Source organism: Methylotenera oryzisoli, assembly GCF_004661485.1.
GTDB classification, from domain to species: Bacteria; Pseudomonadota; Gammaproteobacteria; order Burkholderiales; family Methylophilaceae; genus Methylotenera; species Methylotenera oryzisoli.
In genome coordinates, this window is the sequence record NZ_PQVH01000008.1 from 144,509 (window position 1) to 170,575 (window position 26,067).

Below are 26,067 nucleotides of genomic sequence, written 5' to 3' on the forward strand. Positions count from 1 at the left end.
TAACATGTCTGTAACCATGCGTCAAATGCTGGAAGCTGGAGTTCACTTCGGCCATCAAACTCGTTACTGGAACCCAAAAATGGCACCGTTCATTTTCGGTGACCGCAACAAAATTCATATCGTAAACCTTGAAAAAACATTGCCAATGTTTGAAGATGCACTTAAACATGTGCGCACATTGGCTGCAAACAAGGGTCGTATTTTATTCGTAGGTACTAAACGCCAAGCTCGTGACATCGTTAAAGAAGAAGCGACACGTGCAGGTTGTGCTTATGTAAATCACCGTTGGTTGGGCGGTATGCTTACTAACTTTAAAACTGTTAAACAATCTATCAAGCGCTTGCAAGACTTTGAAGTAATGTTGCAAGACGGTAGCTTGGAAAAGTTCGGTAAAAAAGAAGCGCTAGGTTATAAACGTGAAGTTGAAAAGCTAGAGCGTTCTATCGGCGGCATTAAAGAAATGGGTGGCTTACCTGACGCTATTTTCATTATTGACGTTGGTCATGAAAGCGGTGCAATCACTGAAGCTGCTAAATTAGGCATTCCAGTGATTGGTGTGGTTGATACAAACAACTCACCAGACGGTGTTGCTTATGTAATTCCTGGTAATGATGACTCTAGCCGTGCAATTCGTTTGTACGCTCGTGGTATCGCTGATGCGGTATTGGAAGGTCGCAGCTCAGTGATTACTGAAATTGTTAAATCAGCTAGCGAAGAAGTAGCTGAGTCAGCTGCAGAATAATTTACTCTGCTTAAAAAAGGGGCTTAAGGCCCCTTTTTAATTTTGACAATTTAGATATAAAAATATAATTAAATCAAACTGTTAATTTGCATTTTTAATGCAATACATGAATATTAAGGAGCTTAAAATGGCTGAAATTACCGCAGGTATGGTAAAGGAATTACGTGAGCGCACCGATGCGCCAATGATGGACTGCAAAAAAGCATTAACTGAAGCTGAAGGCGATATGACACGTGCTGAAGAAATTTTGCGTGTACGTTTTGGTAATAAAGCAAGCAAAGCTGCTGGCCGTGTTGCTGCTGAAGGTACTGTTGGTATTAGTATCAGTGCTGATGGTAAATCTGGCGCGATGGTTGAAGTTAACTCTGAAACAGACTTCTGTGCTAAAAACGAAGACTTCTTAAAATACGTAAATGAGTTAGCTGGTGTTATTGCTGCTAGCTCAGCAAGTGACATCGCTGAAGTTGGTGCACTTGCTATGCGTGGTTCAACTGCGGAAGAAACTCGCGCACAACTAGTAGGTAAAATTGGTGAGAACATTACACCACGTCGTTTCGTGCGCCCAGCAGTTCAAGGTAAGCTTACAAGCTACGTGCATGGTAGCCGTATCGGTGTGTTAGTGGACATCGTTGGTGGTGATGATGCTTTAGCTAAAGATATTGCGATGCACATTGCTGCTGCAAAACCAAAATCATTAGATGCTTCTGGTATTGATGCAAGCTTGATCGAAGCTGAGCGCCGTGTTGCGATCGAAAAAGCTAAAGAAGCTGGCAAGCCTGAAGCAATGTTGGAAAAAATTGCAGATGGTACAGTGCAAAAATTCTTAAAAGAAGTAACACTGTTGAGCCAAGTTTTTGTTAAAGATGACAAATTCACAATCGAGCAATTGCTTAAATCAAAAGGCGCAACTATCGCTTCATTCACAATGTACACAGTTGGTGAAGGTATTGAGAAGGTTGTTGTTGATTATGCCGCAGAGGTTGCAGCAGCAGCTAAAGTGTAATTAACGATAAAGGTTAATAGCCTTTGAAAATTAAAATGGATTAAGCAGCTTGCTTAGTCCATTTTTTTTAATGAAAATAAGCATTCAATTTGCGTTTCTACGGCTTATTTTTGTGCCTAAGACCGTTATTTTATGCTTAAATAAGCAAACTTAAAATTTGAGGAGTCCTCGTGTCTGCACCAGCATATAAGCGCATTTTACTTAAACTTTCTGGCGAGGCCTTAATGGGCGATGATGCTTATGGCATTAACCGCGCGACCATCACCAGAATTGTGAGTGAAGTCAAAGAAGTAGTTGATTTAGGCGTGCAAGTTGCAGTCGTCATCGGAGGTGGTAATATCTTTCGCGGCGTAGCGCCAGCTGCAGAAGGCATGGATAGGGCAACCGCTGACTACATGGGTATGTTAGCAACCGTGATGAACGCGATGGCATTACAAGATGCAATGAAAAACATTGGCCTCAATGCACGTGTGCAATCCGCATTGAGCATTGAGCAAGTGGCTGAACCGTATATTCGTGGTAAAGCTATTCGTTACCTAGAAGAAGGTCGTGTCGTAATTTTTGGCGCAGGCACCGGTAACCCATTCTTCACTACAGATACTGCAGCTGCGCTACGTGGTATGGAGATTAACGCTGAAATCGTGATTAAGGCTACAAAAGTTGACGGTGTTTACACCGACGACCCAAAAACTAATCCAGAAGCAATGCGTTACAAAACTATTAGCTTCGATGAGGCAATATCCAAAAATCTTAAAGTGATGGATGCAACCGCACTGACCTTATGTCGTGATCAGAAGTTACCTATCTCTGTGTTCAGCATCTTTAAGCAGGGCGCCCTGAAAAAAGTAGTGATGGGTGAAGACGAAGGTACAATGGTATTACCATAGGCAACTGTAGTAAGGCTTTGTAAGTGTACGTTGTACATTTTATAGCCAGAGTAAAGTTAACAAATAAATCAGTTTGTAGCGTTAAAGCTGAGTTGGAGAAATAAATGTTAGAAGATGTGAAAAAAAATGCCGAATTAAGAATGCAAAAGTCATTAGAGGCATTAAAGAATGATTTGGCCAAAGTACGTACCGGACGTGCTCATGTGGGTTTATTGGATCACGTGATGGTTGAGTATTACGGTTCAATGGTTGCAGTTAACCAAGTTGCCAATGTCAATTTAGGTGATGCGCGTACCATCAATGTACAACCATATGAAAAAAACATGATCGCTAAAGTAGAGAAAGCGATTCGCGACAGTGATTTAGGTTTAAATCCGGCAACCAATGGTGATTTGATTCGTGTGCCAATGCCAATGCTCACTGAAGAGCGTCGTCGTGATTTAACAAAGATCGTACGTACCGAAGGCGAGGGTGCTAAAGTGGCTATTCGTAACGTACGCCGTGATGCAAATGATGCACTTAAAAAACTGGTAAAAGATAAAGCAATTTCTGAAGATGATGAGCGTCGTGCTCAAGATGAGGTTCAGAAAGCTACAGACAAAGCGGTTGCCGAAGTTGATAAGATGTTGCAGGTAAAAGAAACAGATTTGATGGCTGTTTAATCATAAGAATGGTGAATGCGGTGACACATTTTAATTGCAATTTTTTATGCATTTAGTCTTGGGGTATTAATTGGCTTTATTCTCAAGTGCTACGCAGAGAGTACCTCCGGTTGCAGAGGTACCTAAGCATGTTGCAGTCATCATGGATGGCAACGGACGTTGGGCTCGGAAGCGCTTTTTACCCCGTATCGCTGGACATAAGCGCGGTGTGGAAACCGTGCGTGATATAGTGAAGCAATGTATAGAACTTAAAGTGGGATACCTCACTTTATTTGCGTTTAGTAGTGAGAACTGGCGTCGCCCACCAGAAGAAGTTTCTTTCCTGATGTCCTTGTTTATGGAGGCGCTTAAACGTGAGGTGAATAAGTTACACCAAAACAATATTAAGCTCATCATGATCGGGGACCGCAGTCGTTTTGATGCTAGCTTGATTGAGAAAATCGAAGCGTCTGAGCAATTAACTGCAAACAACACCGGTCTGGTATTAACCATTGCAGCCAATTATGGTGGCCGCTGGGATGTATTGCAGGCAGTCAATAAAATGCAAAAAGCAGAGCCTCAGCTAGCTGGTGTTTACGACGAAACACACCTAACGCCTTATTTGTCAATGAGTTACGCACCTGAGCCGGACTTATTCATCCGCACTGGTGGTGAAAAACGCATTAGCAACTTTCTTTTGTGGCAATTGGCTTATACCGAACTCTACTTTACAGACACATTGTGGCCAGACTTTAATGAAGCTGCGTTTAATGCGGCAATTCAATCCTATCAGCAACGTGAGCGTCGCTTTGGTCGTACCAGTGAGCAACTTTCAGAGTCACCACGTTAAAGCTCGTTCAAATTCTAATTAATATAATGATATAAAAATGCTAAGAACCCGAGTGATTACCGCAATATTGTTGGTTACAGGTCTGTTATTGACTGTATTTTTAGCATCGAAACAGGTATGGGCAATCGTAACGCTTGGTATCTCGTTATTAGCGGTCATGGAGTGGGCGCATCTAATCAAGCTTAATCGTACGCAGTCTTTCACCGTTGTTGTCATGACAGCATTGATTGGTGTTTGTGTGTTGTCATTACAATATACTGTATTAGCACCATATCAGACCTACACTGAGCTGGCTTTACTAAGCATTTCCACATTGTTTTGGCTTGTGATAGCGCCTGTATGGCTTGGTCAGCGTAAAGCTTGCCAACACCGCTTCATGATGGCTATTTTGGGAATATTACTGATTAGTGCCACATGGATTGCGCTGGTAGGGCTACATGAAATTAACCCATGGCTGCTAATTGGTGTAATTGCTACGGTAAGCTTGGCAGATAGTGCAGCATATTTTGCTGGAAAACGATTTGGCCGTCACAAATTAGCACCTACCATTAGCCCAGGAAAAACATGGGAAGGTGTATTAGGGGCGCTGGCTGCCGTCACTATTTACGGTGGCTTATTGTGCTATTGCCAGCAATTTAGCCTTTGGCTGGTGCCGGCCTTGTGGCTAGTGGTCGTTTTTAGCATTATGGGTGACTTGGTTGAGTCATTGATGAAGCGTCAAGCTGGATTGAAAGATAGTGGTCAGCTATTACCAGGGCATGGCGGTATTTTAGACAGGATTGATGGTTTTATTCCAACCTTGCCAATGATCTTGCTTTCTATTTCTCTTTTACATTTCTCAGGATTTAATGTGCATGGCTAGTGTGTCGTCAGTTGATAATGTGGATTTAAACTCACAAGGTAAGATGCAGCAGGTAACGATACTCGGCGCAACTGGCACAATCGGAACACAAACTTTAGATGTAATTAGTCAGCATCCAGAGCGTTTTGGGGTGTTTGCGTTAACAGCCAGTACTAACGTGCAAGGCTTGTTTGATTTATGCGTCAAATATAAACCTCGCTATGCTGTCTTGTTATCTCCAAGTGCAGCATTAGTCTTAGAAACTCAACTGAAGAATGCGGGAGTAGCGACCACAGTACTACAGGGTGAAGAGGCGCTCATTGAAGTGGCATCGCATCAGGACGTTGATGTAGTGATGGCGGCGATTGTGGGGGCTGCTGGCCTTCACCCTGCGATGGCGGCAGCAAGAACCGGTAAGCGTATTCTATTAGCCAACAAAGAAACCTTGGTGATGGCGGGCAATTTGTTTATGCAAGCAGTCATTGATGGTGGCGCAACACTGTTGCCGATTGATAGCGAGCATAATGCGATTTTTCAAGTCATGCCATATCAGCGTACTCCATATCAGCAAACCAGAGTATTAGCCGACATGGGAGTGAAGCGCATTCTACTCACAGCATCAGGTGGTCCATTTCGTAATGCCAGCCTAGACCAGCTGCGTAATGTAACGCGTGCGCAAGCTTTAAACCATCCCAATTGGGTGATGGGGCCTAAAATCACCATTGACTCTGCCACTATGATGAATAAAGGGCTGGAGGTGATTGAAGCGCATTGGCTGTTCAATGCAACCTCAGCGCAGATAGAGGTGGTTGTGCATCCACAAAGCGTTATACACTCCATGGTTGAATATAATGACGGTAGCGTACTGGCTCAGTTAGGCAATCCAGATATGCGTACGCCAATTGCTTATGGTTTGGGCTATCCTGACCGCTTAGTCAGTGGTGTAAGTAGTTTAGATTTGTTGAAAATTGGACGGCTAGACTTTTGTGCGCCAGACCAGACTATGTTTCCCTGTTTGCGCTTGGCTTATGAAGCCTTGGATGCAGGCGGTACCGCACCGGCCATTCTCAATGCCGCGAATGAAGTTGCAGTTGAGGCCTTTCTTGCTGACCAAATTGGTTTTATGGAGATTCCAGCACTCATTGAGTCCGTACTGAGTACATCTAATATCGAAGCAGTAACATCAATACCGCAGTTGGTTGATGTAGATACCGTGGCTAGACGCGCTGCAAGAAGCTGGCTAACTACCTCGACAGGTACCCATTAAACATATGTTGCATCTTAAACTACATAAATAACCCTATGCTAACGACACTTGCTTTTATACTGACTATTGGCATTGTGGTTACCGTGCACGAGTACGGCCACTTTCAAGTTGCCAGGTGGTGTGGTGTTAAGGTACTTAAATTTTCTATCGGTTTCGGTCATCCGCTATGGAGTAGAAAATTTGGTAAAGATCAAACCGAGTATGTGATTGCAGCGATTCCACTGGGCGGCTATGTAAAAATGCTCGGGGAGGAGCCTCTATCTGATGCAACACAGGCTGTGGATGAAGACATGTCTCGTGCACTCAATAGGCAAAGCCTAAGTAAGCGCATGGCTATTGTATTGGCTGGGCCATTTGCTAACTTGTTGCTTGCAGTTTTTCTGTACTGGCTTTTATTCATGGCTGGTGTTGTTGGTATCAAACCTATCATTGGTAAGTTAGTGGAAAACAGCCCCGCAGCTATGCAAAATATACAAGCTAGTGAAGTTATTCAGAATATCAATCATCAGAGTGTAGCCAGCTGGCAAGATGCGCGCTGGCTATTGCTAAAAGAGTCACTCGAAAAAAATACGATTGAAGTACAAACTATTACCCCACAAAAAGAAATTAAGTCTTACGATCTCGATGTATCAGGTATTAACCTAGAAGATGAGAAGCAAGACGTATTGGAGAAAATTGGGTTTTTAGTAGAAATGCCTGCTGTCCCAGCCGAGATTGGGGAAGTGATAAAAGATAGTCCTGCTGAGCGAGCTGGATTAAAAACCAAGGATTTAGTGCTAGAGCTCAACCAAGTAAAGGTGAGCGACTGGGATATGTTCGTGAAAGAAATTAGATCCCACCCTGAAGTGCCAATGATATTGCTGGCGCAGCGTAACGGTGAGACGATTAAACTTAGTGTTACGCCAGAAGCCGTGATGGAAAAAGGCGAAAAAATAGGCCGTATCGGTGCCGGCTTTAATATGCCTCAAAGTGAGTTGGACAAACTATTCATTACAACGCATTATTCAGGTGCTGTTGCCTTATTAAAAGCTGTAGAGAAAACATGGGACACCGCTACATTTAGCTTGAAAATGCTAGGTAACATGGTCTTGGGTAATGTGTCCTGGAAGGGCATGAGTGGTCCTGTTACTATTGCCAGTTATGCTGGACAGAGTGCAAATATGGGGTTAAAAGCCTTTATCGGCTTCCTTGCACTGATCAGTATTAGTATTGGCGTGCTCAATCTATTACCGATTCCCATATTAGATGGTGGGCATTTCATGTATTATATGGTTGAATTTTTTACAGGACGTCCTGTATCTGAAGCCGTCATGAATATAGGGCAAAGAATAGGCGTGCTGATTCTCGCATTTATGATGGTTTTGGCGTTTTATAACGATATAAATAGATTGATAACAGGCTGATTGAATGGCAATTCAAAATTTGAAACACCCTAAATTAAAACTAAAATCTATGTTATTGCTTGTCTCTAGCTTGTATGCTGGTTCAGTGATGGCACTTGAACCATTTCAAGTTAAAGATATTCGGGTAGAAGGTATTCAGAGGACAGAAGCAGGCACTGTGTTTAGCCACCTGCCTGTTAAAGTCGGTGAGATTATGGACGATGATCTTGCATCGCAAGCCATTAAGTCACTATATAGCACCGGTTTTTTCAAAGATGTACGCATCGAAGCCGAAAATGATGTGCTAATTGTAACCGTGCAGGAACGCGCAGCCATTGCGCAAATTGAATTCAGCGGTAACAAGTCATTCCCAACAGACAAAATGAAAGAGGGCTTAAAGCAAGTTGGTATTGCAGAGAGTCAAATTTTTGACAAGTCACAGTTAGACCGTGCAGAGCAGGAAATTAAGCGCCAATACTTATCACAAGGTAAATACGGCGCTACAGTAAAAACTGTGGTGACGCCTCTGGAGCGTAATCGCGTTGCTGTGCGCTTTGATATTGAAGAGGGGGCCGTTTCTAAGATTCGCGATATTAATATCGTTGGTAACAAGGCTTATACCATTGAAGATCTTCGAGCACAATTTTTGCTGACAACGCCTAACTGGATGAGTTGGTGGAATAAAGACGACCAATATTCCAAGCAAAAATTAAATGCTGACTTAGAAACCTTACGCTCGTTTTACATGAATCAGGGCTATCTTGAGTTTAATATTGATTCCACACAGGTTTCAATTACCCCTGACAAAAAAGACATCTACATCACTATTAATATTACCGAAGGCGAAAAGTATACGATTTCAGAGGTGAAGTTAGCCGGCGAAACCTTGGTGCCTGAAGATGAGTTGCGACAACTGATTCAAGTGCAGGCTGGTGATACCTTTAGCCGTGAGAAAGTCACGCAAACGAGCAAGGCGATTAGCGACCGACTAAGTAACGATGGGTATGCCTTCTCAAATGTGAACCCAGTGCCGGATATCAACAAAGAAAAGCATACCGCTGCGTTTACCTTTTTTGTTGATCCTGGCAAACGTGTATATGTTAGACGCATCAATGTGGTAGGCAACACGCGTACGCGCGATGAGGTCATTCGACGTGAAGTGCGTCAACTAGAATCTGCCTGGTATGCATCTAATAAAATTAATCGTTCAAAAGAGCGTATTACGCGTACCGATTTTTTCTCTGACGTCAATGTAGAAACACCTGCAGTAGCTGGTACTGCCGATCAAGTTGATTTAAATATTAGTGTGACAGAGAAATCTACGGGTAGCGTACAGTTTGGTGCGGGTTTATCTAGTAACGAAGGTGTGGTGTTCGGTATTACTGTCAACCAAAACAACTTCCTAGGTACGGGTAACCGTGTCAGCGCGCAAGTGAATACAGGTAAGGTTAATACGACTTACTCACTATCCTACACCGATCCTTATTTCACCCCTGACGGTGTAAGTCGCGGTATCGACCTATATCGTCGCGATGTTAATACCAGTTCACTGAATATTGGTACCTACAACACCTCATCATATGGTGGTGGCGTTAGATTCGGTATTCCATTAAATGAACGTGATGGCGTTAACTTTGGCCTTGCGGCTGACTTCACATCGGTAGATTTGACTTCTCAAAGCCCGCAACAATATAAAGACTTTTGCGAAAAGGCTAGTGGTTGTACCAGTAACTCTATAGTCGCGAGTGCAGGGTGGACGCATGACTCGAGAGATAGCATCATGTTTACCACTAAAGGCGTATTACAAAGATTATCTGGAGAAGTTTCTATCCCAGTACTCGATTTAGAGTACTACAAAATAGACTATAAACATGCGTGGTTTAAAGAGTTATTTACTGGCTATACCTTGATGTTAAACGGGGAAATTGGATATGCTGACTCTTATGGCAATAAAAACTATCCATTCTTTAAAAACTTTTATATGGGTGGCGTAAACTCTGTCAGAGGTTATACCAATGGTTCATTGGGACCGCGTGGTATCGACTCTACAACCGGTAACGACTTCGCTTTAGGTGGCACAAAACGTATGTTGGGTAATGCTGAATTGTATATTCCAATCCCAGGTTTAAAAGACTCTAAACAATTCAGAATGAGTGCATTTGCGGATGCTGGTAATGTCTTTGGCGTGAATGATTCTTATGATTTTGGTGAGTTGCGTTATTCAACTGGTTTAGGTTTAAGCTGGATATCGCCGTTTGGTCCTTTAAAATTAGTATTTGCTAAGCCATTAAATAGTAAATCTGGTGATAATACGCAGACCATTCAGTTCCAGCTAGGTCAGCAGTTCTAGATAGATTTATACATAATTGTATCGAATAAGGGCACTAGCCGCTTATTCGATGAGATGTCTTATGGCATAATAATGCACACATGTGCAGTACAGCGTTAGGAGAAATTAATTGAGTCAGTTTTTAAAAAGTTTATTAGTTGCAAGCTTAATCACATTCGCAGCAAGTGCTCAATCAGCAGAGTTGAAAGTTGGTTATGTACAAGTGGATAAAATCTTGCAAGATGCACCTCAAACAGCTGAGAGTGGTAAAAAATTAGAAAAAGAATTTAGCCCGCGCTCACAAGAGTTAGAGCGTATGGCCAAGCAGATTAAAGATATTGAAACAGTATTAGATAAAGAAGGATTAACGCTTTCTGAATCTGAACGCCGCACTAAAGAGCGCGATGCACAAAATATTAAAATTGAATTTCAACGTAAACAACGTGAGTTACGTGAAGATATCAATTTACGTAAAAATGAAGAACTAGGATCTTTACAAGACCGCATTAATAAAGCTGTTCAATCAGTATCTGAAGCTGAAGGTTATGATTTAGTGGTGTACAGCGGTGTTGCTTATGCGAGTAAAAAAATTGACATTACAGACAAAGTATTAAAAATGCTTGGTAAGAAATAAGCAGTTTGTTTGATAACGTTATATTTTCGAGCTAAGTATGGATCAGCAATACTCACTTAACGATATTGTTAGTGCGCTAGGTGGTCATGTTGTAGGTGATGGCAGTGTTTTAATTAGTAGAGTATCTTCTATTGCTAATGCACAGACCGGCTCCATTAGCTTCTTTAATGATAGTAAGTATCAAAAAGCACTAGCTGCAAGTAATGCTAGTGCTTTTATCATGAAAGAAGCACATGCAAGCCTCACAACACAACCCAAAATTATCGTTGATAATCCTTACGCGTACTTTGCAAAACTATCCGCATTTCTAAACCCTTTAGCCGTCGTGCCAACGGGTGTGCATAAAACTGCAGTGATTCATACTTCGGCACATATTCCGGCCTCTTGCAGCATTGGCCCGCTAGTCGTTATTGGAGAAAATGTAACACTGGGTGAACATGTGGTCATCACTAGTGGTTGCGTGATTGAAAATGATGTAAAAATTGCAGCAAGAACGCGTTTGGAACCAAATGTAGTCATCAAACACCATTGTGAGATTGGTGAAAATTGCCATATATTTTCAGGGGTAATTATTGGTTCAGATGGTTTTGGCTATGCTGAAGAGTCAGGTAAATGGCTTAAAATACCCCAAGTCGGGCGTGTAGTTATTCATGCTAATGTAGATATCGGCGCCAATACTACAGTTGACCGCGGTGCGATTGATGACACAATTATTGAGGAAGGTGTCAAACTCGATAATTTAATTCAGATAGGTCACAACTGTGTGATTGGTGCACATACCGTGATAGCTGGTTGTGTTGGTGTGGCGGGAAGCGCACGCATTGGCAAACACTGTAAAATAGGCGGTGCCGCGATGATATTGGGGCATTTGGAGATTGCTGATCACGTCACGGTTTCACCTGGCAGTATGATTACGCGCTCATTGCTGGCGGCGGATACTTATACCGCGCTTATGCCTTTCCAAACACACAAGGCATGGCTAAACACAGCGGCAAAGATTCGTCACTTAGATGACTTTGCGGCAAAAATTAAACAGCTTGAAAATGAAATTACTTTGTTAAAAGCAAAGTAATTGGCACATTCACAGCTTAACGATAAAACTCTTTATAAGAAGTAAACCGAGATTAATATGACTAATAATGCAATCGCTACTACTAGTATGGATATTCATGAAATTTTAGAGCATTTGCCGCATCGTTATCCATTTGTATTGGTTGATCGCGTGCTGTCTTTGGAGTTGGGTAAAGAAATCACCGCGATTAAAAACGTGAGCGTGAATGAGCCTTACTTTCCTGGACACTTTCCATATCACCCAGTAATGCCTGGTGTTTTGATTGTGGAAGCCATGGCACAAGCCGCTGCTATATTGTCTTTTAAGACAATGGACACCAAACCTACGGATGATTCTGTGTATTACTTTGCAGGCATTGATAGCGCCCGCTTTAAAAAGCCAGTTTCTCCTGGTGATCAAATTGTATTAAATGTAAAAATTGACCGTATTCTAAAAGGTATTTGGAAATACTCTGGTGTCGCTACTGTGGATGGTACCGTTGTGGCCGAAGCACAAATGATGTGTATATTAAAAGCCATTGAAAAATAAGATATTAATTAGCACCAAATCGCATACAAAGAATAAGTGAAGTCAAAATGCATACTGCAAAAATTCATCCAACCGCCATCATAGATGCTTCCGCAGCGCTGGATTCCAGCGTTGAGGTCGGCGCATACTCTGTGATTGGGCCGCACGTCAAGATTGATGCAGGGACACGCATTGCAAGTCATGTTGCGATTAATGGTCCAACTACTATTGGGAAAAATAACCAGATTTTTCAGTATTCGTCACTAGGTGAAGCGCCGCAAGATAAGAAATACAAAGGCGAGCCAACTTTGCTTGAGATTGGCGATAACAATACTATTCGCGAGTTCTGTACTTTTAATCGTGGCACGGTGCAAGATAAAGGCACAACTAAAATCGGTAACGATAACTGGATTATGGCATACGTGCATATTGCGCATGACTGCCAAGTTGGTAACCATACCATTTTAGCGAACAACTCATCACTTGCTGGTCACGTCGATATGGATGACTACGCTATTTTAGGCGGTTTTACCCTAGTGCATCAGTTCTGTAAAATTGGCTCTCATGTCATTACAGCAGTGGGTTCTGTGGTGTTTAAAGACATTCCACCTTATGTGACGGCAGCTGGCTATGATGCTAAACCACATGGCATTAACTCCGAAGGCCTTAAGCGCCGGGGGTTTTCACCGGAAAGTATTTTACAGATCAAACGCGCTTATAAAACGCTTTATCGTAAAGGCTTAACTTTAGAAGAATCTAAAGTGGAGCTAGAAGCAATGGTATCAAAAACACCAGAAATCGGGCTTTTAACTGATTTTCTGAATGTATCTACTCGCGGCATTGTCCGTTAATCTCGCATCATGGTTAGAATTGGCATCGTGGCTGGAGAAGCCTCAGGTGATTTACTTGGTAGTCACCTGATACAAGCACTTAAACAAAAACGTTCAGATATTGAGTTTGTCGGTATCGCTGGGCCTAAAATGATCAGTGAAGGTGCTAAATCACTTTACCCGATTGAACGACTTTCGGTACGTGGCTATCTCGAGGTGATTAAGCATTTGTGGGGCTTGCTCAAGCTGCGTCGTGAGTTGCTGAATCATTTTTTAAGCAATCCCCCCGATTTATTTATTGGCATCGATGCGCCGGACTTTAATTTCTGGCTAGAGCGAAAGCTTAAAAACAAAGGGGTTAAAACGATTCATTATGTAAGCCCATCTATTTGGGCGTGGCGCAAGAATCGTATCAACAAGATTAAAAAAGCGGTTAACCAAGTGTTGGCACTGTTTCCTTTTGAACCTGCTTTATATAAAGAGAAGGGTGTCCCTGTCGCCTATGTCGGCCATCCTTTAGCTGATATGTTGCCGATAGAGCCTGACGTTGCTGGCGCTCGCGAAATTCTAAAACTAGATGCCAGTGCGTTAATTGTAGCGATGCTTCCGGGTAGTCGCCAAAGTGAAGTTCAGCAACATGCGGACTTGTTTGTACAAACGGCTAAGCAAATTTACGCGCAGCAACCAAATGCCATCTTTTTGGTGCCATTGATTACACGTGAAACACGGCGTATTTTTGAATTGGCTATCTTTAACGAGCCTGAGGCGCTGCCTATTCAGCTGCTGTTTGGTCATGCGCATGATGCAATGGAAGCATCTAATGTGGTCATTGTTGCATCTGGTACTGCAACACTTGAGGCCGCATTACTTAAAAAACCGATGGTGATAACCTATCGCATGTCTAACCTGAGCTGGCAGCTGCTCAAACGTATGCGATTACAACCATATGTAGGTTTGCCCAATATCTTGGCTGAGAAATTTGTCGTGCCGGAGTTGTTACAAGATGATGCAACCGTTGAAAAAATTGCTCAAGCTACGCTGGAGCTTGTGAATGATAAAGAAAAACTCGCCACAATTAAAAGTGAGTTTACCGACATTCATTATCAATTAAAGCAAAACACAGCTGAAAAAGCAGCAATTGCCGTACTCTCACATTTGAAATGAATCAAATTCAGTTAATTTGCGGCGTAGACGAAGCTGGGCGCGGCCCACTAGCCGGCGATGTTTATGCCGCTGCAGTGATACTTGACCCAGAAAAACCGATTCAAGGCTTAGCTGACTCAAAAAAACTAAGTGAAAAAAAGCGTGATGCGTTGGCACTTGAGATTAAATCGTATGCTTTAGCTTGGAGTATTGCACACAGTACAGTAGAAGAAATTGACGAAATCAATATCTTGCAGGCTAGTTTGCTGGCAATGAAGCGTGCGATTGAATCAATACAAGCCAGTGAACCTGTGCAAGCTAGTCTAGCTGGCATGCTACCGATGCAATTGCTAGTGCAGGTAGATGGCAATCAATGCCCTAAAATCAGTTTACCGTGCGAGGCTATCGTTAAAGGTGATAGCAAAGTACAGGCCATTTCTGCAGCATCCATTTTAGCTAAAACTGCACGTGATGCTGCACTGTATGAGTTAGACCAGCAATATCCTATGTATGGATTTGCACAACATAAGGGTTATCCAACAGCAGCTCATATGGCACTGTTGCGCCAACACGGTGTTTCGCCTGTACACCGGCGCAGCTATGCACCAGTACGAGCATTGATCCTGAATAATTAAGCTAACAGCAAGAACACTGTTGGTTTTTTATGTAAGTCTGGCAGCACCGACGTTTTCCATTCTTTCACACGTTTTGTGATAATTAACTCATCACTACAGCTAATATTGCAGGCGATACATAATCTAGTTTCACCATTGCATGTGTTGAGTATATCTTCAAGCATATGCTGATTACGGTAAGGTGTTTCGATAAATATCTGTGTTTCCTGCTGTTTTGAGCGCTTTTCAATTTCTTTAAGCTGAATAACGCGCGCGGCTTTATCACTCGGTAAGTAACCTAAAAAGGTAAAGCGCTGCCCATTCAGGCCACTTGCCATTAAGCTGAGTAAAATAGAGGAGGGGCCGACAAGCGGAGTTACTCGAATTCCCTTTTGGTGTGCAAGTGCGGCAAGCTTGGCACCGGGATCGGCGATGCCCGGACATCCAGCCTCGCTCATCAAGCCAACGTCTTTACCTGCCATCAGTGAGTTTAGTAAAGCGGGTAACTCTTTATCACTCGTATGCTCATTTAATGGTTTAAGCAAAAGGTCGCGTATGGGCTTGCTGTGTTTAATCGCGCTTAAGAAATGACGCGCAGTTTTCTCATTCTCAACAACAAACTCATCTAACTGCTGCGCGATAGCCACTACCTCTGCAGGCAATACCTTGGTGATATTATCTTCGCCAAGAGTAACCGGAATAAAGTAGAGTGTTCCTGTTTTTTGATTAATCATTAATATTTCACTTGTACTCGATAACTTAATGTAGCCTTACCTTCTGCAGGTACGTCAATTTTCCACACAGCTGTATTACTAGTGGCTTTTTGGCTAGGATGAGTTTCTTTTGTTATTTTCCAATCGGCCGGAATCGGCTCTTGCACGGTAACAGTAACACGCTCTTTTTTTGCGTTTTTGATCACAATCTCATACGCGCTTTCGAACATACTATTACCTTTGGCCGGGCGTGGTAAGGTTTTGAAGTCAGATTGCTTTTTATCTGCGGTTACATCAAATGCGTCACCTAACTTAAGTCGTACTGTTTCGTTTTTAGGGGTATGGTCAATACGGTCTTCCCCTACAAATTGCGCATTCCCTGAGCTATCTTTTTTATAGACCCGCATAATGCCTTTAGGTAAGGGGATGCCTAATTTTGCAGCTTCTTTGTTATCAAAATCTACAAATACGCCAACCTTTAACTTCTGACCTAAATCACCATAGCTGGCGTTGTAATAATAGTCAGCACCACGTAACACTAACTCTTTGCGTGCTGGCACCTGTGATGCAGAAAGCAGGGCTACTTGCTTGGTTTGATTCTCTGCAATCGTGGTTGGGTGATCCATACTGTATAAATGGTACTCAAGCAGCGACTCTTCAGCCATAGGCGCAGCGGCGTCAGCTGTCATTTCTAAGCCTTTTCTCATACTCATCGCACGTGGGTAATTATCTTGTACACGATTAACATCTCCTGCTACTAGCTGCAATTTCGCATTTTGGTAACTGGTGCCACTGGTGTTGGTCAGCGTAACCCAGCCAGACAAATCTAGGCTGTCCTCTTTCGCATTTAGTTCTGCTACGTAATCAGCTTTCCAGTCCAAGCCGCCAGTCAAATAGCTCAACTCAACAGATTGCTCACCTGCTGTTTTATTATTAAGCTTAGTAATCAGGGTAGGGCGGTCACGTAAATTGATCGGCACATTATCATACACAATACGACCAGGCATGCCAGTTTCAATACGGTTGCCGATTTTCATCACGACGCCGTTGTTAGCAGATAATACAGAAGCTTGTTCGCTGGTTTCTATGCCTGTAGCCGGGTTCGTGCTAATGACTCGCACCATTTTCCCTACATATTTTTCTAGTAGTTTTTGTGGTGTAAGTAAGTCAAAATCAAAATTTTGTTCTAAAGTATCAAAGCTGCCCTTATGGCTAAGGCTACGCAATAAGGCTGTTTCTGGCCGTATTTGCGCACTTACGTCGCGTAATGCCAAGTTGTTTAAACCACTATTTAGTTTAACTTTACGCTGATCTTTAACTAAGGCTAAATTGCCATTGTAGATAGTAACGGCAACAGACTGCTGATCGCTTAAACTGCTGATGGCTTCATCTGCCTCTGTCGCCATGATATTGCTTGATAAAACGGACAGCACGCAAAGTACGATCAATTTATATTGATTAGGCATTACAAACTCCTTCTTGGTGAGAGTGGGTAAATGTGGCAACAATAAATAGCATTAAGTTCATTTATATTACGGACACTTGCTCATGATTCAGCATGTTAATCAGAGCAATCAGCGGTAAGCCAATCAGCGCATTAGGGTCTTCACCAGTCATTCTTTCGATAATAGCAATGCCCAATCCTTCTGACTTTGCACTACCGGCACAATGATAAGGCTGTTCTTTTAGCAGATAATTTTCAATTTGCGCATCCGTTAAATTTCTAAACTGCACAACATAAGGCACAACTGCCGCTTGCATATGCTGCGTTTTTGCATTGTATAAACATAACGCGCTATGGAAAATCACTTCCCTGCCACGCATCATACGCAGCTGTTTAGTCGCATTGTCGTGATTTAATGGTTTGCCTAGTTGAATATTATCTAGTGTGGCTACCTGATCGCACCCAATCACTAGCGCATCTGTATGCGTAGCGCCGATTTTGATGGCTTTATCTTGAGCTAATCTTAAAGCTGTTTCTTGAGGTAATTCATTTTCTAGTGGCGTTTCATCTACATCTGGAGAGATGCAGCTAAAAGGAATCTGCAAGCGAGTTAATAGCTCACGTCTGTAAATTGAGGAGGAAGCAAGGATTAAATTATTGTGCATGATTATTATGGTAATAAAAAAGCCGACAGTACTTATCCGTCGGCTTAGTTTGTTAATTAAAGCATCGATTATTCAGGTTGAATTTCAAGTAGAGATTCGTCCGGAGTAACAGTATCGCCTTTAGCTGCGTGGATAGCAACGACAATACCTGTGGTTGAAGCTTGGATTTCATTTTCCATTTTCATGGCTTCAATCACCAATACGCCATCACCAGCTTTTACTTTATCGCCAACGTTTACCTTAATCGCAACGATAGTGCCTGGCATAGAGGTGGTTACATGGCCTGGGTGAGAAGGGCGAGGACGGCCGCTACTTGTGTTGCTAGCTACTTTTCTTTTGCCGCCACTACTTGTGCTGCCGCCATTAGAAATCTCGATTTCACTCAAGGTTTCAACGATGACTTCTTCAGCAATACCGTCAATAGACACGAAATAAGGACGTTGCTCTTCACCAGCGTGGCCACTGCCAGTCACATTGATATGGAATGTTTCGCCATGCAATGTCACTTTAAACTCATTTGGTGCAAATCTTGGGCCGCTAGATTTAATTGAGTTTTTATCTAGCAATACTTCAGGCACTAATGAACCAGCATTACGCTCTTGTAAATAAGTTTGGCCAATATCCGGGAACATTGCATAAGTCAGCACATCCTCTTCTGACTTGGCAAAACGCTCAGCTTCACTGCTTAATCTTGCCATTTCTGGCTTGAGTAAATCTGCTGGTCTGCAGCTAACCACTTCAGCATCGCCAACAGCTTGTTGTTTGATGGCATCGTTAACCGCAGCAGGTGCTTTCCCGTATTGACCTAAGAAGTAGTTTTTAACTTCGTTGGTAATTGATTTATAACGAGCACCAGTCATTACGTTAAGTACAGCTTGTGTACCTACGATTTGCGATGTTGGTGTCACCAAAGGAGGGTAACCAAGATCTTCACGTACTCTAGGAATTTCTTGCAGCACTTCATCCATGCGGTTAAGTGCGCCTTGCTCTTTTAGCTGGTTAGACAGGTTTGAGATCATACCGCCAGGGATCTGGTTCACCAGAACTCTGGTATCAACGCCGGTAAACTCACTCTCAAACTGCCAGTATTTCTTACGAACATCTCTGAAATAAGCAGTAATTTCCTGTAAAGCGGCTAAGTCTAAACCTGTGTCGTACTCAGTACCTTGTAACGCAGCCACTAGACTTTCAGTAGATGAATGGCTCGCACCTTCACCAAAAGATGAGTTACAGGTATCAATAATGCTCGCACCGGCCTCAATACCTTTAAGCAAGCTCATTGCAGATAAACCTGAGGTAGCATGGCTATGCAATTGAATTGGTAGGTTCACGGCACTACGCAATGCCTTAACCAACTCACCGGTACCTTGGGGTGTGAGTAAACCTGCCATATCTTTAATTGCGATAGTGTCGCAACCCATGGCTTCTAATTCTTTTGCTAACTGAACAAAATAGTTAACATCATGTACCGGACTTGTTGTGTAAGCAATGGCACCTTCAGCATGTTTGCCTAGCCTTTTAACAGCTTCAACCGAAGTTTGAATGTTACGCAAGTCATTCATGGCGTCAAAAATACGGAAAACATCAACGCCGTTATCTGCTGATTTCTGTACAAAAGCACGCACCACATCATCAGAGTAATGACGATAACCTAACAGGTTTTGGCCACGTAACAGCATTTTGATGCGACTGTTAGGTAAAGCTTTACGTAATTTAGCAAGACGCTCCCAAGGGTCTTCTTTTAGAAAACGTACACATGCATCGAATGTTGCACCGCCCCAAGCTTCAAGCGACCAAAAGCCGATAGCATCAAGCTTTGCACAAATTGGTAGCATGTCATCAGTACGCATGCGTGTTGCAATGAGCGACTGGTGACCATCGCGTAAAACTAGTTCAGTAACAGATACTTTTGCCATATTTTTAATCTATCAATCTAAGGTTAAAATTAATTTTTAATACTCGAAACTCTTGTTAACTACCTTTGGTGTTAAATACCTTCGTGTGCCGCAATTACCGCTGAAATTGCCGCTGCGATTAACTCAGGCGGAATTTCATTGGCATAATTTGCCAACTCAGGATGCATCTCTACGAAACTGGTATTAAACTCGGCATCTCTAAATTCCTGATGCTTAAGAATTTCTTGATAATAAGGGATAGTCGTTTTCACACCGTAAATGATCATGTCATCCAATGCACGGCGACCACGCTCAATCACACCTTCCCATGTTAGCGCCCATACCGTCAATTTTGCACACATTGAGTCATAGTATGGCGGTATTTCATAGCCACTAAAGATGGCAGCATCCATACGCACACCAGGACCACCAGGCGCATAGTAACGTGTAATTTTACCAAAACTTGGCAAGAATCCGTTTTTAGGATCTTCCGCATTGATACGGAATTCCATCGCGTAACCTCTAAAGGACACGTCTTTTTGTTTGTACTGTAAAGGCAAGCCATAAGCCACACGGATTTGCTCCTGCACAATATCAATACCTGTGATTGTTTCAGTCACAGTATGTTCCACTTGTAAGCGTGTGTTCATTTCCATGAAGTAGAATGTATTGTCAGAATCCAGCAAGAACTCTACAGTGCCTGCGTTTTCATATCCTACCGCTTTGGCGGCTTTTACGGCCAACCCACCAATGTACTCACGCTGCGCTTGTGAAAGCTGAGGTGATGGTGCAATTTCAATTAACTTTTGGTTGCGGCGCTGTATTGAACAGTCGCGCTCAAACAAGTGAATAGCATTACCCTGAGCGTCAGCTAACACCTGCACCTCAATATGACGTGGAGATACTACGCACTTTTCAATAAACACTTCAGGTTTACCGAAAGCTTTGCTTGCTTCACTAATCACGCGATCATAGTTGCCTAACAACTCTTTTTCGCTGTCACAACGGCGAATGCCGCGACCGCCACCGCCATTGGTTGCTTTAAGCATGACAGGGTAGCCAATCTTGCTAGCAAGCGCTACGGCTTCTTCTAAGTTCTTTAGGTTACCATTGCTTCCTGGTGTACACGGAATACCTGCTTTAGTCATTGCATTACGTGCTTGAATCTTGTCGCCCATTTGGCGAATGACATCAGCCTTAGGGCCGATAAATTTAACACCGCGACGCTCACAAATCTCCGCTAGCTCTGGATTTTCAGACAAAAAGCCATAGCCAGGGTGCAGCGCGTCACAACCAGCAGCCACGGCCAAATTAACAATGTTATGTGCATTTAAATAGCCGGCAACAGGGTCTGCACCGATATGATAAGCTTCATCTGCTTTTTTAACATGCAAAGCTTGGCGGTCTGCATCTGTATAAATCGCAACAGATTTGATGCCCATCTCAGAGCATGCGCGCACAATACGTACTGCAATTTCACCGCGGTTAGCAACTAGAATTTTTTTGAACACGTAGGTAAGCCTTAATTTTATTAAATATCGTCACAAAAACAGTGCAATTGTAACATGGGAGCCTTAATTGCTAAATCCCTAGCGCAAATTTAAGCGCTAAATTCGACATGAAAAGTCATTTTAACTGCCCAATTTAATTGTCAAATAACCAAGCCAGGGGCCCTGCATCCGATGACCCCATCAAACACTTTGTCTTTAATCTTGGTTTTTTAACCTATACCGCCCATTATCTAGGATAATTTCACCAAATTTAATTCAACTTAATTAAAAGCATAATCATGACCAATCAAAACTTATTAATTGACAACCTAGCCTTTGCAGCCCGTGGCGAGCGTTTGCAAGCAAAGCTTCCACTTTCTGACTTCCCCAGGTTGAGTGAGCTCATTTCATCGCAGCAAACAAAAGACGCCACACAAACTGGTGAAGTTGAGTTTAAGCTAGAAGGTGAAAAGAATGTGCTTGGGCAGTGCTTTCTACATTTGACGTTAAATGTTAACTTGTTAACGTCTTGTCAGCGCTGCCTAACCGACATGCCTTTAACTTTGGCGTTGAATTTTCACTACCTAATCAGCAATGTGGATGCAGACACTTTGGATGATGTTGAGGCAGAAGCTGGTGATGATTTTGACGTTCAGGAGGTGAGTCAGTCAATGGATGTTAAGTTACTTGTTGAGGATGAGGTTATAATTGCGCTGCCAATCGCTCCTGTGCATGAGGGTGATTGCGCGCCGGCCACAATGCAAAGTGGTGAGAAGCCTAACCCGTTTGCGGCGCTAAAAGGATTAATTAAATCTTAAAATATATAGTATTGGCTGACAAAACTAATGTTTTGTATTATTATTACGGGTTAGTTATTTAGTGTAATCTTAAATTAGTGATGCGTTATTCATTTATACGCATCGATTTACAAGTAATTGAGATGATGTTTTAATCATTTTATTGGAGTTTATTATGGCAGTTCAGCAAAACAAAAAGACACCTTCAAAGCGCGGTATGCACCGTTCGCACGACTTTTTGACAAATCCACCATTAGCAGTTGAGCCAACTACTGGCGAAACGCACTTGCGTCACCATATTAGTCCTAATGGCTACTACCGTGGCCGTAAAGTATTGCCATCAAAAGGCGAGTAAATCTACTCGGCGAACAATCTCAATAACAACTTTAGTTTAAATTGAATTGTTTGGCAGTACAGGAAACATAACGCCGCTCCATTAGCTTGGAGCGGCGTTATGTTTTAATGGTGTACCTATTAATCATGTTGCTAGCTGATGGCAACGATGTTCCGATTAAATTACTATTCAGATTGAGTATAAAGTAATGGATATTACAATTGCAATCGACGCAATGGGTGGCGATCACGGCCCCCACGTAACAGTGCCGGCGGCATTAAAAGCATTAAATTCAGATTCTGAGTTAAATATTGTTTTAGTGGGCTTGAGCGATGTCATTGAAGCTGAACTAAAGGCACACAAAGCAACTGTTAGTCCGCGCCTGCGCATTCACCATGCAACTGAAGTTGTTACCATGGACGAGTCACCGCAAAGTGCCCTAAAGAATAAAAAAGATTCTTCCATGCGTGTTGCCATTAATTTGGTTAAAAGCGGTGAAGCTAACGCCTGTGTCAGTGCAGGTAATACCGGCGCACTCATGGCAACAGCACGTTTTGTGTTAAAAACACTACCTGGCATAGACCGTCCTGCAATCGCCTCAGCTTTACCTAGTGAAAAAGGTAATACCTACATGCTAGATTTAGGGGCAAACGCCGACTGTACGCCTGAGCATCTATATCAATTTGCCATCATGGGTGCAATGTTGGTGAGCTGTGTCGAACATAAAGAGCGCCCGACCGTAGGCTTGCTAAATATTGGCTCGGAAGATATTAAAGGCAATGAAGTGGTCAAACAGGCTGGTGAGTTGCTCAAAGCCAGTCATTTGAATTTTTATGGTAATGTTGAAGGTGATGACATTTTTAAAGGAACGACCGATTTGGTTGTTTGTGATGGCTTTGTGGGCAACGTCTCACTGAAAACCACAGAGGGCCTTGCTCATATGATGGGTAAGTTTTTAACCCAAGAATTCAAAAAGAGCTGGTTAACCAAGCTAATGGCACTTTGTGCGATGCCAGTACTCAAAGCCTTTAAAAATCGCTTAGACCCACGTCGTTACAATGGGGCAAGCTTTTTGGGCTTGCGTGGTATTGTGGTTAAAAGTCACGGTGGTGCAGATCGCGTGGCTTTTTTCTCTGCAATCCATGTGGCGATAGAAGAAGCGCGTAGCGGAGTGCTACGTCGCATTACCGAGCAGCTGGAAATTGAACATTTACAACCGAGTACGGCTGTAAAAAACTCTCAGGATATGCAATGATATTTTCTCGTATAGCAGGCACCGGTAGCTATTTACCAAGCAAAATACTTACCAATGCTGATTTGGAACGCATGGTAGATACTACCGACGAATGGATTTTTACACGCACCGGCATACGTGAGCGCCATATAGCAGGCGAAGGCGAGTTTACAAGTGACTTAGCCTTTCAAGCTGCTAAAAATGCAATTGCCAGTGCGGGCTTGACTCCAAATGATATTGATTTAATTATTGTTGCGACTACTACGCCAGATAAAGTGTTTCCTAGCGTCGCGACAATGGTACAAAAGAAACTGGAGATATCAGGTTGCCCAGCATTTGACATACAAGCAGTTTGCAGTGGTTTTGTGTATGCGTTGACTACGGCAGATAACTTTATTAAATCTGGCAGTGCTAAATGTGCATTAGTCATCGGCGCCGAGACATTCTCACGCATCACTGATTACACCGACCGCGGCAATTGTATTCTTTGGGGTGATGGTGCTGGTGCAGTTGTGCTGCAGGCATCAAGTGAGCAGGGTGTTATTTCTACACACCTGCATGCTGATGGCCGTTATGAAAACATGCTGCATGTGCCGCGCAATGCTGACAAGCCCGATACCGTTGTGATGGAAGGTAACGCTGTATTTAAAATGGCGGTCAACACCTTGGATCAAATTGTTGATGAAACGCTTGCTGCTAATAATATGCAGAAATCAGACATTGACTGGCTGGTACCGCATCAAGCGAATATCCGCATACTGCAGGCTACTGCTAAAAAGTTAGAGATGAGCATGGATAAGGTGGTGGTCACTGTAGATAGGCACGGCAACACTTCTGCAGCATCTATTCCTTTAGCATTAGATACAGCAGTAAAAGACGGTCGCATCAAACGCGGTGACGTGATATTAATGGAGGCTTTTGGTGGCGGATTCACTTGGGGTTCTGCATTAATTAAGTATTAATATTCAATAAACTATATAGATAATATAAAGTAATTTATGAAAAAAACAGCATTCTTTTTTCCAGGCCAAGGCTCACAGTCAGTGGGTATGATGAGTGGCTTTGGTGACAATAAAATCATCCGTGATACATTCCAAGAAGCATCCGATGTTTTAGGTGTGGATTTTTGGGCAATGGCAACGGAAGCCAATGAACTGATTAACGAAACTACCAACACTCAACCTATTATGCTAACAGCAGGTATAGCTACTTGGCGTGCATGGCAGGCTTTATCCGACCAAATGCCAGCAGTAGTAGCGGGGCATAGCTTGGGTGAGTACACGGCATTGGTAGCCGCTGGCGCGCTATCATTTAAAGATGCGTTGCCGCTAGTAAGATATCGCGCGGAAGTGATGCAAAGTGCCGTGCCTGCGGGCGTGGGTGCAATGGCTGCAATTTTAGGGTTGGATGATGATGCAGTGCGCGCTGTCTGTACTGAAGCTGCGCAAGGTGAGGTGCTGGAGGCGGTTAATTTAAACTCACCAGGACAAGTGGTCATTGCCGGTAACAGAGCTGCTGTAGAGCGCGGCATGGAAGCTGCGAAAGCTAAAGGTGCCAAACGTGCGCTGGCTTTGCCTGTAAGCGTACCATCTCACTGTGCACTAATGCGTCCAGCTGCGCTTAAGTTGGCAGACTATTTAGCCAGTGTAACGATTAATGCACCGCTAATTCCAGTAGTACATAATGCTGATGTCGCGGCTTACAGTGACAGTGATAAAATAAAGGACGCACTGGTACGCCAGTTATATAGTCCGGTACGCTGGGTTGAAACCGTGCAGCATATCGCCACACAAGGCATTGTGCAGTCTGCGGAGTGTGGTCCTGGTAAAGTATTAGCAGGATTGACTAAACGCATAGTTGCGGAACTGCCATGCATTGCATTAACAAGTAATGACGCATTACTTGAGCTCAAAAATACACTTTAGAAAATATACTTTAAAAATTATAAGAGGTTGCTTATGTTAGCTGGTCAAATTGCATTAATTACAGGCGCAAGCCGCGGCATTGGTGCTGCTATTGCTTTAGAGTTAGGTAAGCAAGGCGCAATTGTCATCGGTACCGCAACGTCTGACAAAGGAGCATCAGCCATCAGTGAGACACTGGCTGCTGCTGGCATTCAAGGTGAAGGTATGTCCTTAGATGTGAATGATGCAGCTCAAGTGGAAACTACGCTAAAAGCTATTGGTGAAAAGTACGGTGACGTGAGTGTTCTTGTTAACAATGCAGGCATCACGCGTGACACTTTACTCATGCGTATGAAAGATGATGATTGGGATGCGGTTATCAGCACTAATTTAACTTCAGTGTTTCGTATGAGCCAAGCAGTGTTACGCCCGATGATGAAGGCGCGTGCAGGGCGCATTATTAGCATTTCATCTGTAGTGGGTCACATGGGTAATGCAGGTCAAACTAACTATGCCGCTGCCAAAGCTGGCATGACTGGGTTCACAAAATCATTGGCTGCCGAAGTTGGAAGCCGCGGAATTACTGTAAACTGTGTGGCTCCAGGTTTTATTGAAACTGATATGACAGCAGAGCTGTCTGAAGACATCACCAATAAAATGCTTGCTCGCATTCCGGTAGGGCGCTTAGGGTCAGTCAAAGAAATTGCAGCTACTGTTGCATTCTTAGCCTCACCTAATGCGGCTTATATCACTGGTGAAACTATCCACGTGAACGGCGGAATGTTGATGGTTTAATGGTGTTTTTATATATAGACACCATTAGATTTGCTATCAATTGATTAAGTTTTT

The 26,067-nt window shown here is 43.0% G+C and carries 26 protein-coding genes; 21 read left to right on the top strand and 5 right to left on the bottom strand.

The genetic code is table 11. The features are described 5' to 3' along the window. The first annotated feature begins 4 nt into the window (after positions 1-4). The 15 genes from rpsB (at position 5) to rnhB (ending at position 14,763) form a co-directional block, all read left to right on the top strand. Positions 5-742: a 30S ribosomal protein S2 gene (gene rpsB / locus C3Y98_RS05375; protein WP_135277078.1), complete on the top strand. Its 738-nt coding sequence runs from the start codon at positions 5-7 to the stop codon at positions 740-742. Between the two features lie 127 nt (positions 743-869). Beyond that, positions 870-1,745 (top strand): translation elongation factor Ts, encoded by an 876-nt coding sequence (gene tsf, locus C3Y98_RS05380; protein WP_135277079.1) that lies wholly within the window; start codon positions 870-872, stop codon positions 1,743-1,745. 170 nt (positions 1,746-1,915) lie between these two features. Continuing rightward, positions 1,916-2,632: a UMP kinase gene (gene pyrH, locus C3Y98_RS05385; protein WP_135277080.1), complete on the top strand. Its 717-nt coding sequence runs from the start codon at positions 1,916-1,918 to the stop codon at positions 2,630-2,632. 104 nt (positions 2,633-2,736) lie between these two features. After that, the gene (frr, locus tag C3Y98_RS05390) at positions 2,737-3,294 is read left to right on the top strand and encodes a ribosome recycling factor (RefSeq protein ID WP_135277081.1); all 558 of its coding nucleotides are present in this window, start codon (positions 2,737-2,739) and stop codon (positions 3,292-3,294) included. Positions 3,295-3,364: 70 nt separating this feature from the next. Continuing rightward, on the top strand, positions 3,365-4,123 hold the full coding sequence (locus tag C3Y98_RS05395) for an undecaprenyl pyrophosphate synthase (protein WP_135277082.1): 759 nt from the start codon (positions 3,365-3,367) through the stop codon (positions 4,121-4,123). 37 nt (positions 4,124-4,160) lie between these two features. Then, positions 4,161-4,985 carry a phosphatidate cytidylyltransferase gene (locus C3Y98_RS05400; protein WP_135277083.1) on the top strand — a complete coding sequence of 275 codons (825 nt, stop codon included), beginning with the start codon at positions 4,161-4,163 and terminating at the stop codon, positions 4,983-4,985. Then, positions 4,978-6,231 carry a 1-deoxy-D-xylulose-5-phosphate reductoisomerase gene (ispC, locus tag C3Y98_RS05405; protein WP_135277084.1) on the top strand — a complete coding sequence of 418 codons (1,254 nt, stop codon included), beginning with the start codon at positions 4,978-4,980 and terminating at the stop codon, positions 6,229-6,231. The genes C3Y98_RS05400 and ispC overlap by 8 nt, the downstream gene beginning before the upstream one ends. 35 nt (positions 6,232-6,266) lie before the next feature. Continuing rightward, on the top strand, positions 6,267-7,634 hold the full coding sequence (gene rseP, locus C3Y98_RS05410) for an RIP metalloprotease RseP (RefSeq protein WP_135277085.1): 1,368 nt from the start codon (positions 6,267-6,269) through the stop codon (positions 7,632-7,634). A gap of 49 nt (positions 7,635-7,683) precedes the next feature. Then, positions 7,684-9,963 carry an outer membrane protein assembly factor BamA gene (bamA, locus tag C3Y98_RS05415; protein WP_483414309.1) on the top strand — a complete coding sequence of 760 codons (2,280 nt, stop codon included), beginning with the start codon at positions 7,684-7,686 and terminating at the stop codon, positions 9,961-9,963. Between the two features lie 109 nt (positions 9,964-10,072). Beyond that, positions 10,073-10,576, top strand: a complete 504-nt coding sequence (locus tag C3Y98_RS05420; RefSeq protein WP_135277087.1) for an OmpH/Skp family outer membrane protein — start codon at positions 10,073-10,075, stop codon at positions 10,574-10,576. A 37-nt stretch (positions 10,577-10,613) separates the two neighbouring features. After that, positions 10,614-11,648, top strand: a complete 1,035-nt coding sequence (lpxD, locus tag C3Y98_RS05425) for a UDP-3-O-(3-hydroxymyristoyl)glucosamine N-acyltransferase (protein ID WP_135277088.1) — start codon at positions 10,614-10,616, stop codon at positions 11,646-11,648. 57 nt (positions 11,649-11,705) lie between these two features. Beyond that, entirely contained in the window at positions 11,706-12,176 is a 471-nt protein-coding gene (gene fabZ / locus C3Y98_RS05430) for a 3-hydroxyacyl-ACP dehydratase FabZ (protein ID WP_135277089.1), read from the top strand. 47 nt (positions 12,177-12,223) lie between these two features. Continuing rightward, the gene (lpxA, locus tag C3Y98_RS05435; protein WP_135277090.1) at positions 12,224-13,006 is read left to right on the top strand and encodes an acyl-ACP--UDP-N-acetylglucosamine O-acyltransferase; all 783 of its coding nucleotides are present in this window, start codon (positions 12,224-12,226) and stop codon (positions 13,004-13,006) included. Between the two features lie 9 nt (positions 13,007-13,015). After that, the gene (lpxB, locus tag C3Y98_RS05440) at positions 13,016-14,149 is read left to right on the top strand and encodes a lipid-A-disaccharide synthase (RefSeq protein WP_135277091.1); all 1,134 of its coding nucleotides are present in this window, start codon (positions 13,016-13,018) and stop codon (positions 14,147-14,149) included. Then, on the top strand, positions 14,146-14,763 hold the full coding sequence (rnhB, locus tag C3Y98_RS05445; protein ID WP_135277092.1) for a ribonuclease HII: 618 nt from the start codon (positions 14,146-14,148) through the stop codon (positions 14,761-14,763). Before lpxB ends, rnhB begins: the two co-directional genes overlap by 4 nt. Here the strand turns inward: rnhB and C3Y98_RS05450 are convergent. From C3Y98_RS05450 to C3Y98_RS05470, 5 genes are all read right to left on the bottom strand, one after another. After that, the gene (locus tag C3Y98_RS05450) at positions 14,760-15,476 is read right to left on the bottom strand and encodes an SAM-dependent methyltransferase (protein ID WP_135277093.1); all 717 of its coding nucleotides are present in this window, start codon (positions 15,474-15,476) and stop codon (positions 14,760-14,762) included. The two genes, rnhB and C3Y98_RS05450, sit on opposite strands and share 4 nt — an antisense overlap. Next, positions 15,476-16,921, bottom strand: coding sequence for a DUF4139 domain-containing protein (locus tag C3Y98_RS05455; protein WP_135277094.1), 1,446 nt, complete (start codon positions 16,919-16,921; stop codon positions 15,476-15,478). Before C3Y98_RS05455 ends, C3Y98_RS05450 begins: the two co-directional genes overlap by 1 nt. A gap of 61 nt (positions 16,922-16,982) precedes the next feature. Beyond that, complete coding sequence (locus C3Y98_RS05460; protein WP_135277095.1) at positions 16,983-17,564, bottom strand: Maf family nucleotide pyrophosphatase; 582 nt, start codon at positions 17,562-17,564, stop codon at positions 16,983-16,985. A gap of 68 nt (positions 17,565-17,632) precedes the next feature. Then, entirely contained in the window at positions 17,633-19,480 is a 1,848-nt protein-coding gene (oadA, locus tag C3Y98_RS05465) for a sodium-extruding oxaloacetate decarboxylase subunit alpha (protein ID WP_135277096.1), read from the bottom strand. Positions 19,481-19,551: 71 nt separating this feature from the next. After that, positions 19,552-20,970, bottom strand: coding sequence for an acetyl-CoA carboxylase biotin carboxylase subunit (locus tag C3Y98_RS05470; RefSeq protein ID WP_135277097.1), 1,419 nt, complete (start codon positions 20,968-20,970; stop codon positions 19,552-19,554). A gap of 278 nt (positions 20,971-21,248) precedes the next feature. On the opposite strand from C3Y98_RS05470, the gene C3Y98_RS05475 reads away from it, so the two are divergent. The 6 genes from C3Y98_RS05475 (at position 21,249) to fabG (ending at position 26,013) form a co-directional block, all read left to right on the top strand. Then, on the top strand, positions 21,249-21,767 hold the full coding sequence (locus C3Y98_RS05475) for a YceD family protein (protein WP_135277098.1): 519 nt from the start codon (positions 21,249-21,251) through the stop codon (positions 21,765-21,767). A gap of 154 nt (positions 21,768-21,921) precedes the next feature. Then, a complete protein-coding gene (gene rpmF / locus C3Y98_RS05480) occupies positions 21,922-22,101 on the top strand; it encodes a 50S ribosomal protein L32 (protein ID WP_015832088.1) in 180 nt (59 codons plus the stop codon). A 187-nt stretch (positions 22,102-22,288) separates the two neighbouring features. Next, positions 22,289-23,335: a phosphate acyltransferase PlsX gene (gene plsX / locus C3Y98_RS05485; protein ID WP_135277099.1), complete on the top strand. Its 1,047-nt coding sequence runs from the start codon at positions 22,289-22,291 to the stop codon at positions 23,333-23,335. Further along, positions 23,332-24,276, top strand: a complete 945-nt coding sequence (locus tag C3Y98_RS05490; RefSeq protein ID WP_135277100.1) for a beta-ketoacyl-ACP synthase III — start codon at positions 23,332-23,334, stop codon at positions 24,274-24,276. Before plsX ends, C3Y98_RS05490 begins: the two co-directional genes overlap by 4 nt. A 36-nt stretch (positions 24,277-24,312) precedes the next feature. Then, the gene (gene fabD / locus C3Y98_RS05495; protein ID WP_135277101.1) at positions 24,313-25,239 is read left to right on the top strand and encodes an ACP S-malonyltransferase; all 927 of its coding nucleotides are present in this window, start codon (positions 24,313-24,315) and stop codon (positions 25,237-25,239) included. 33 nt (positions 25,240-25,272) lie between these two features. Continuing rightward, complete coding sequence (fabG, locus tag C3Y98_RS05500; protein WP_135277102.1) at positions 25,273-26,013, top strand: 3-oxoacyl-ACP reductase FabG; 741 nt, start codon at positions 25,273-25,275, stop codon at positions 26,011-26,013. Positions 26,014-26,067 lie beyond the last annotated feature (54 nt).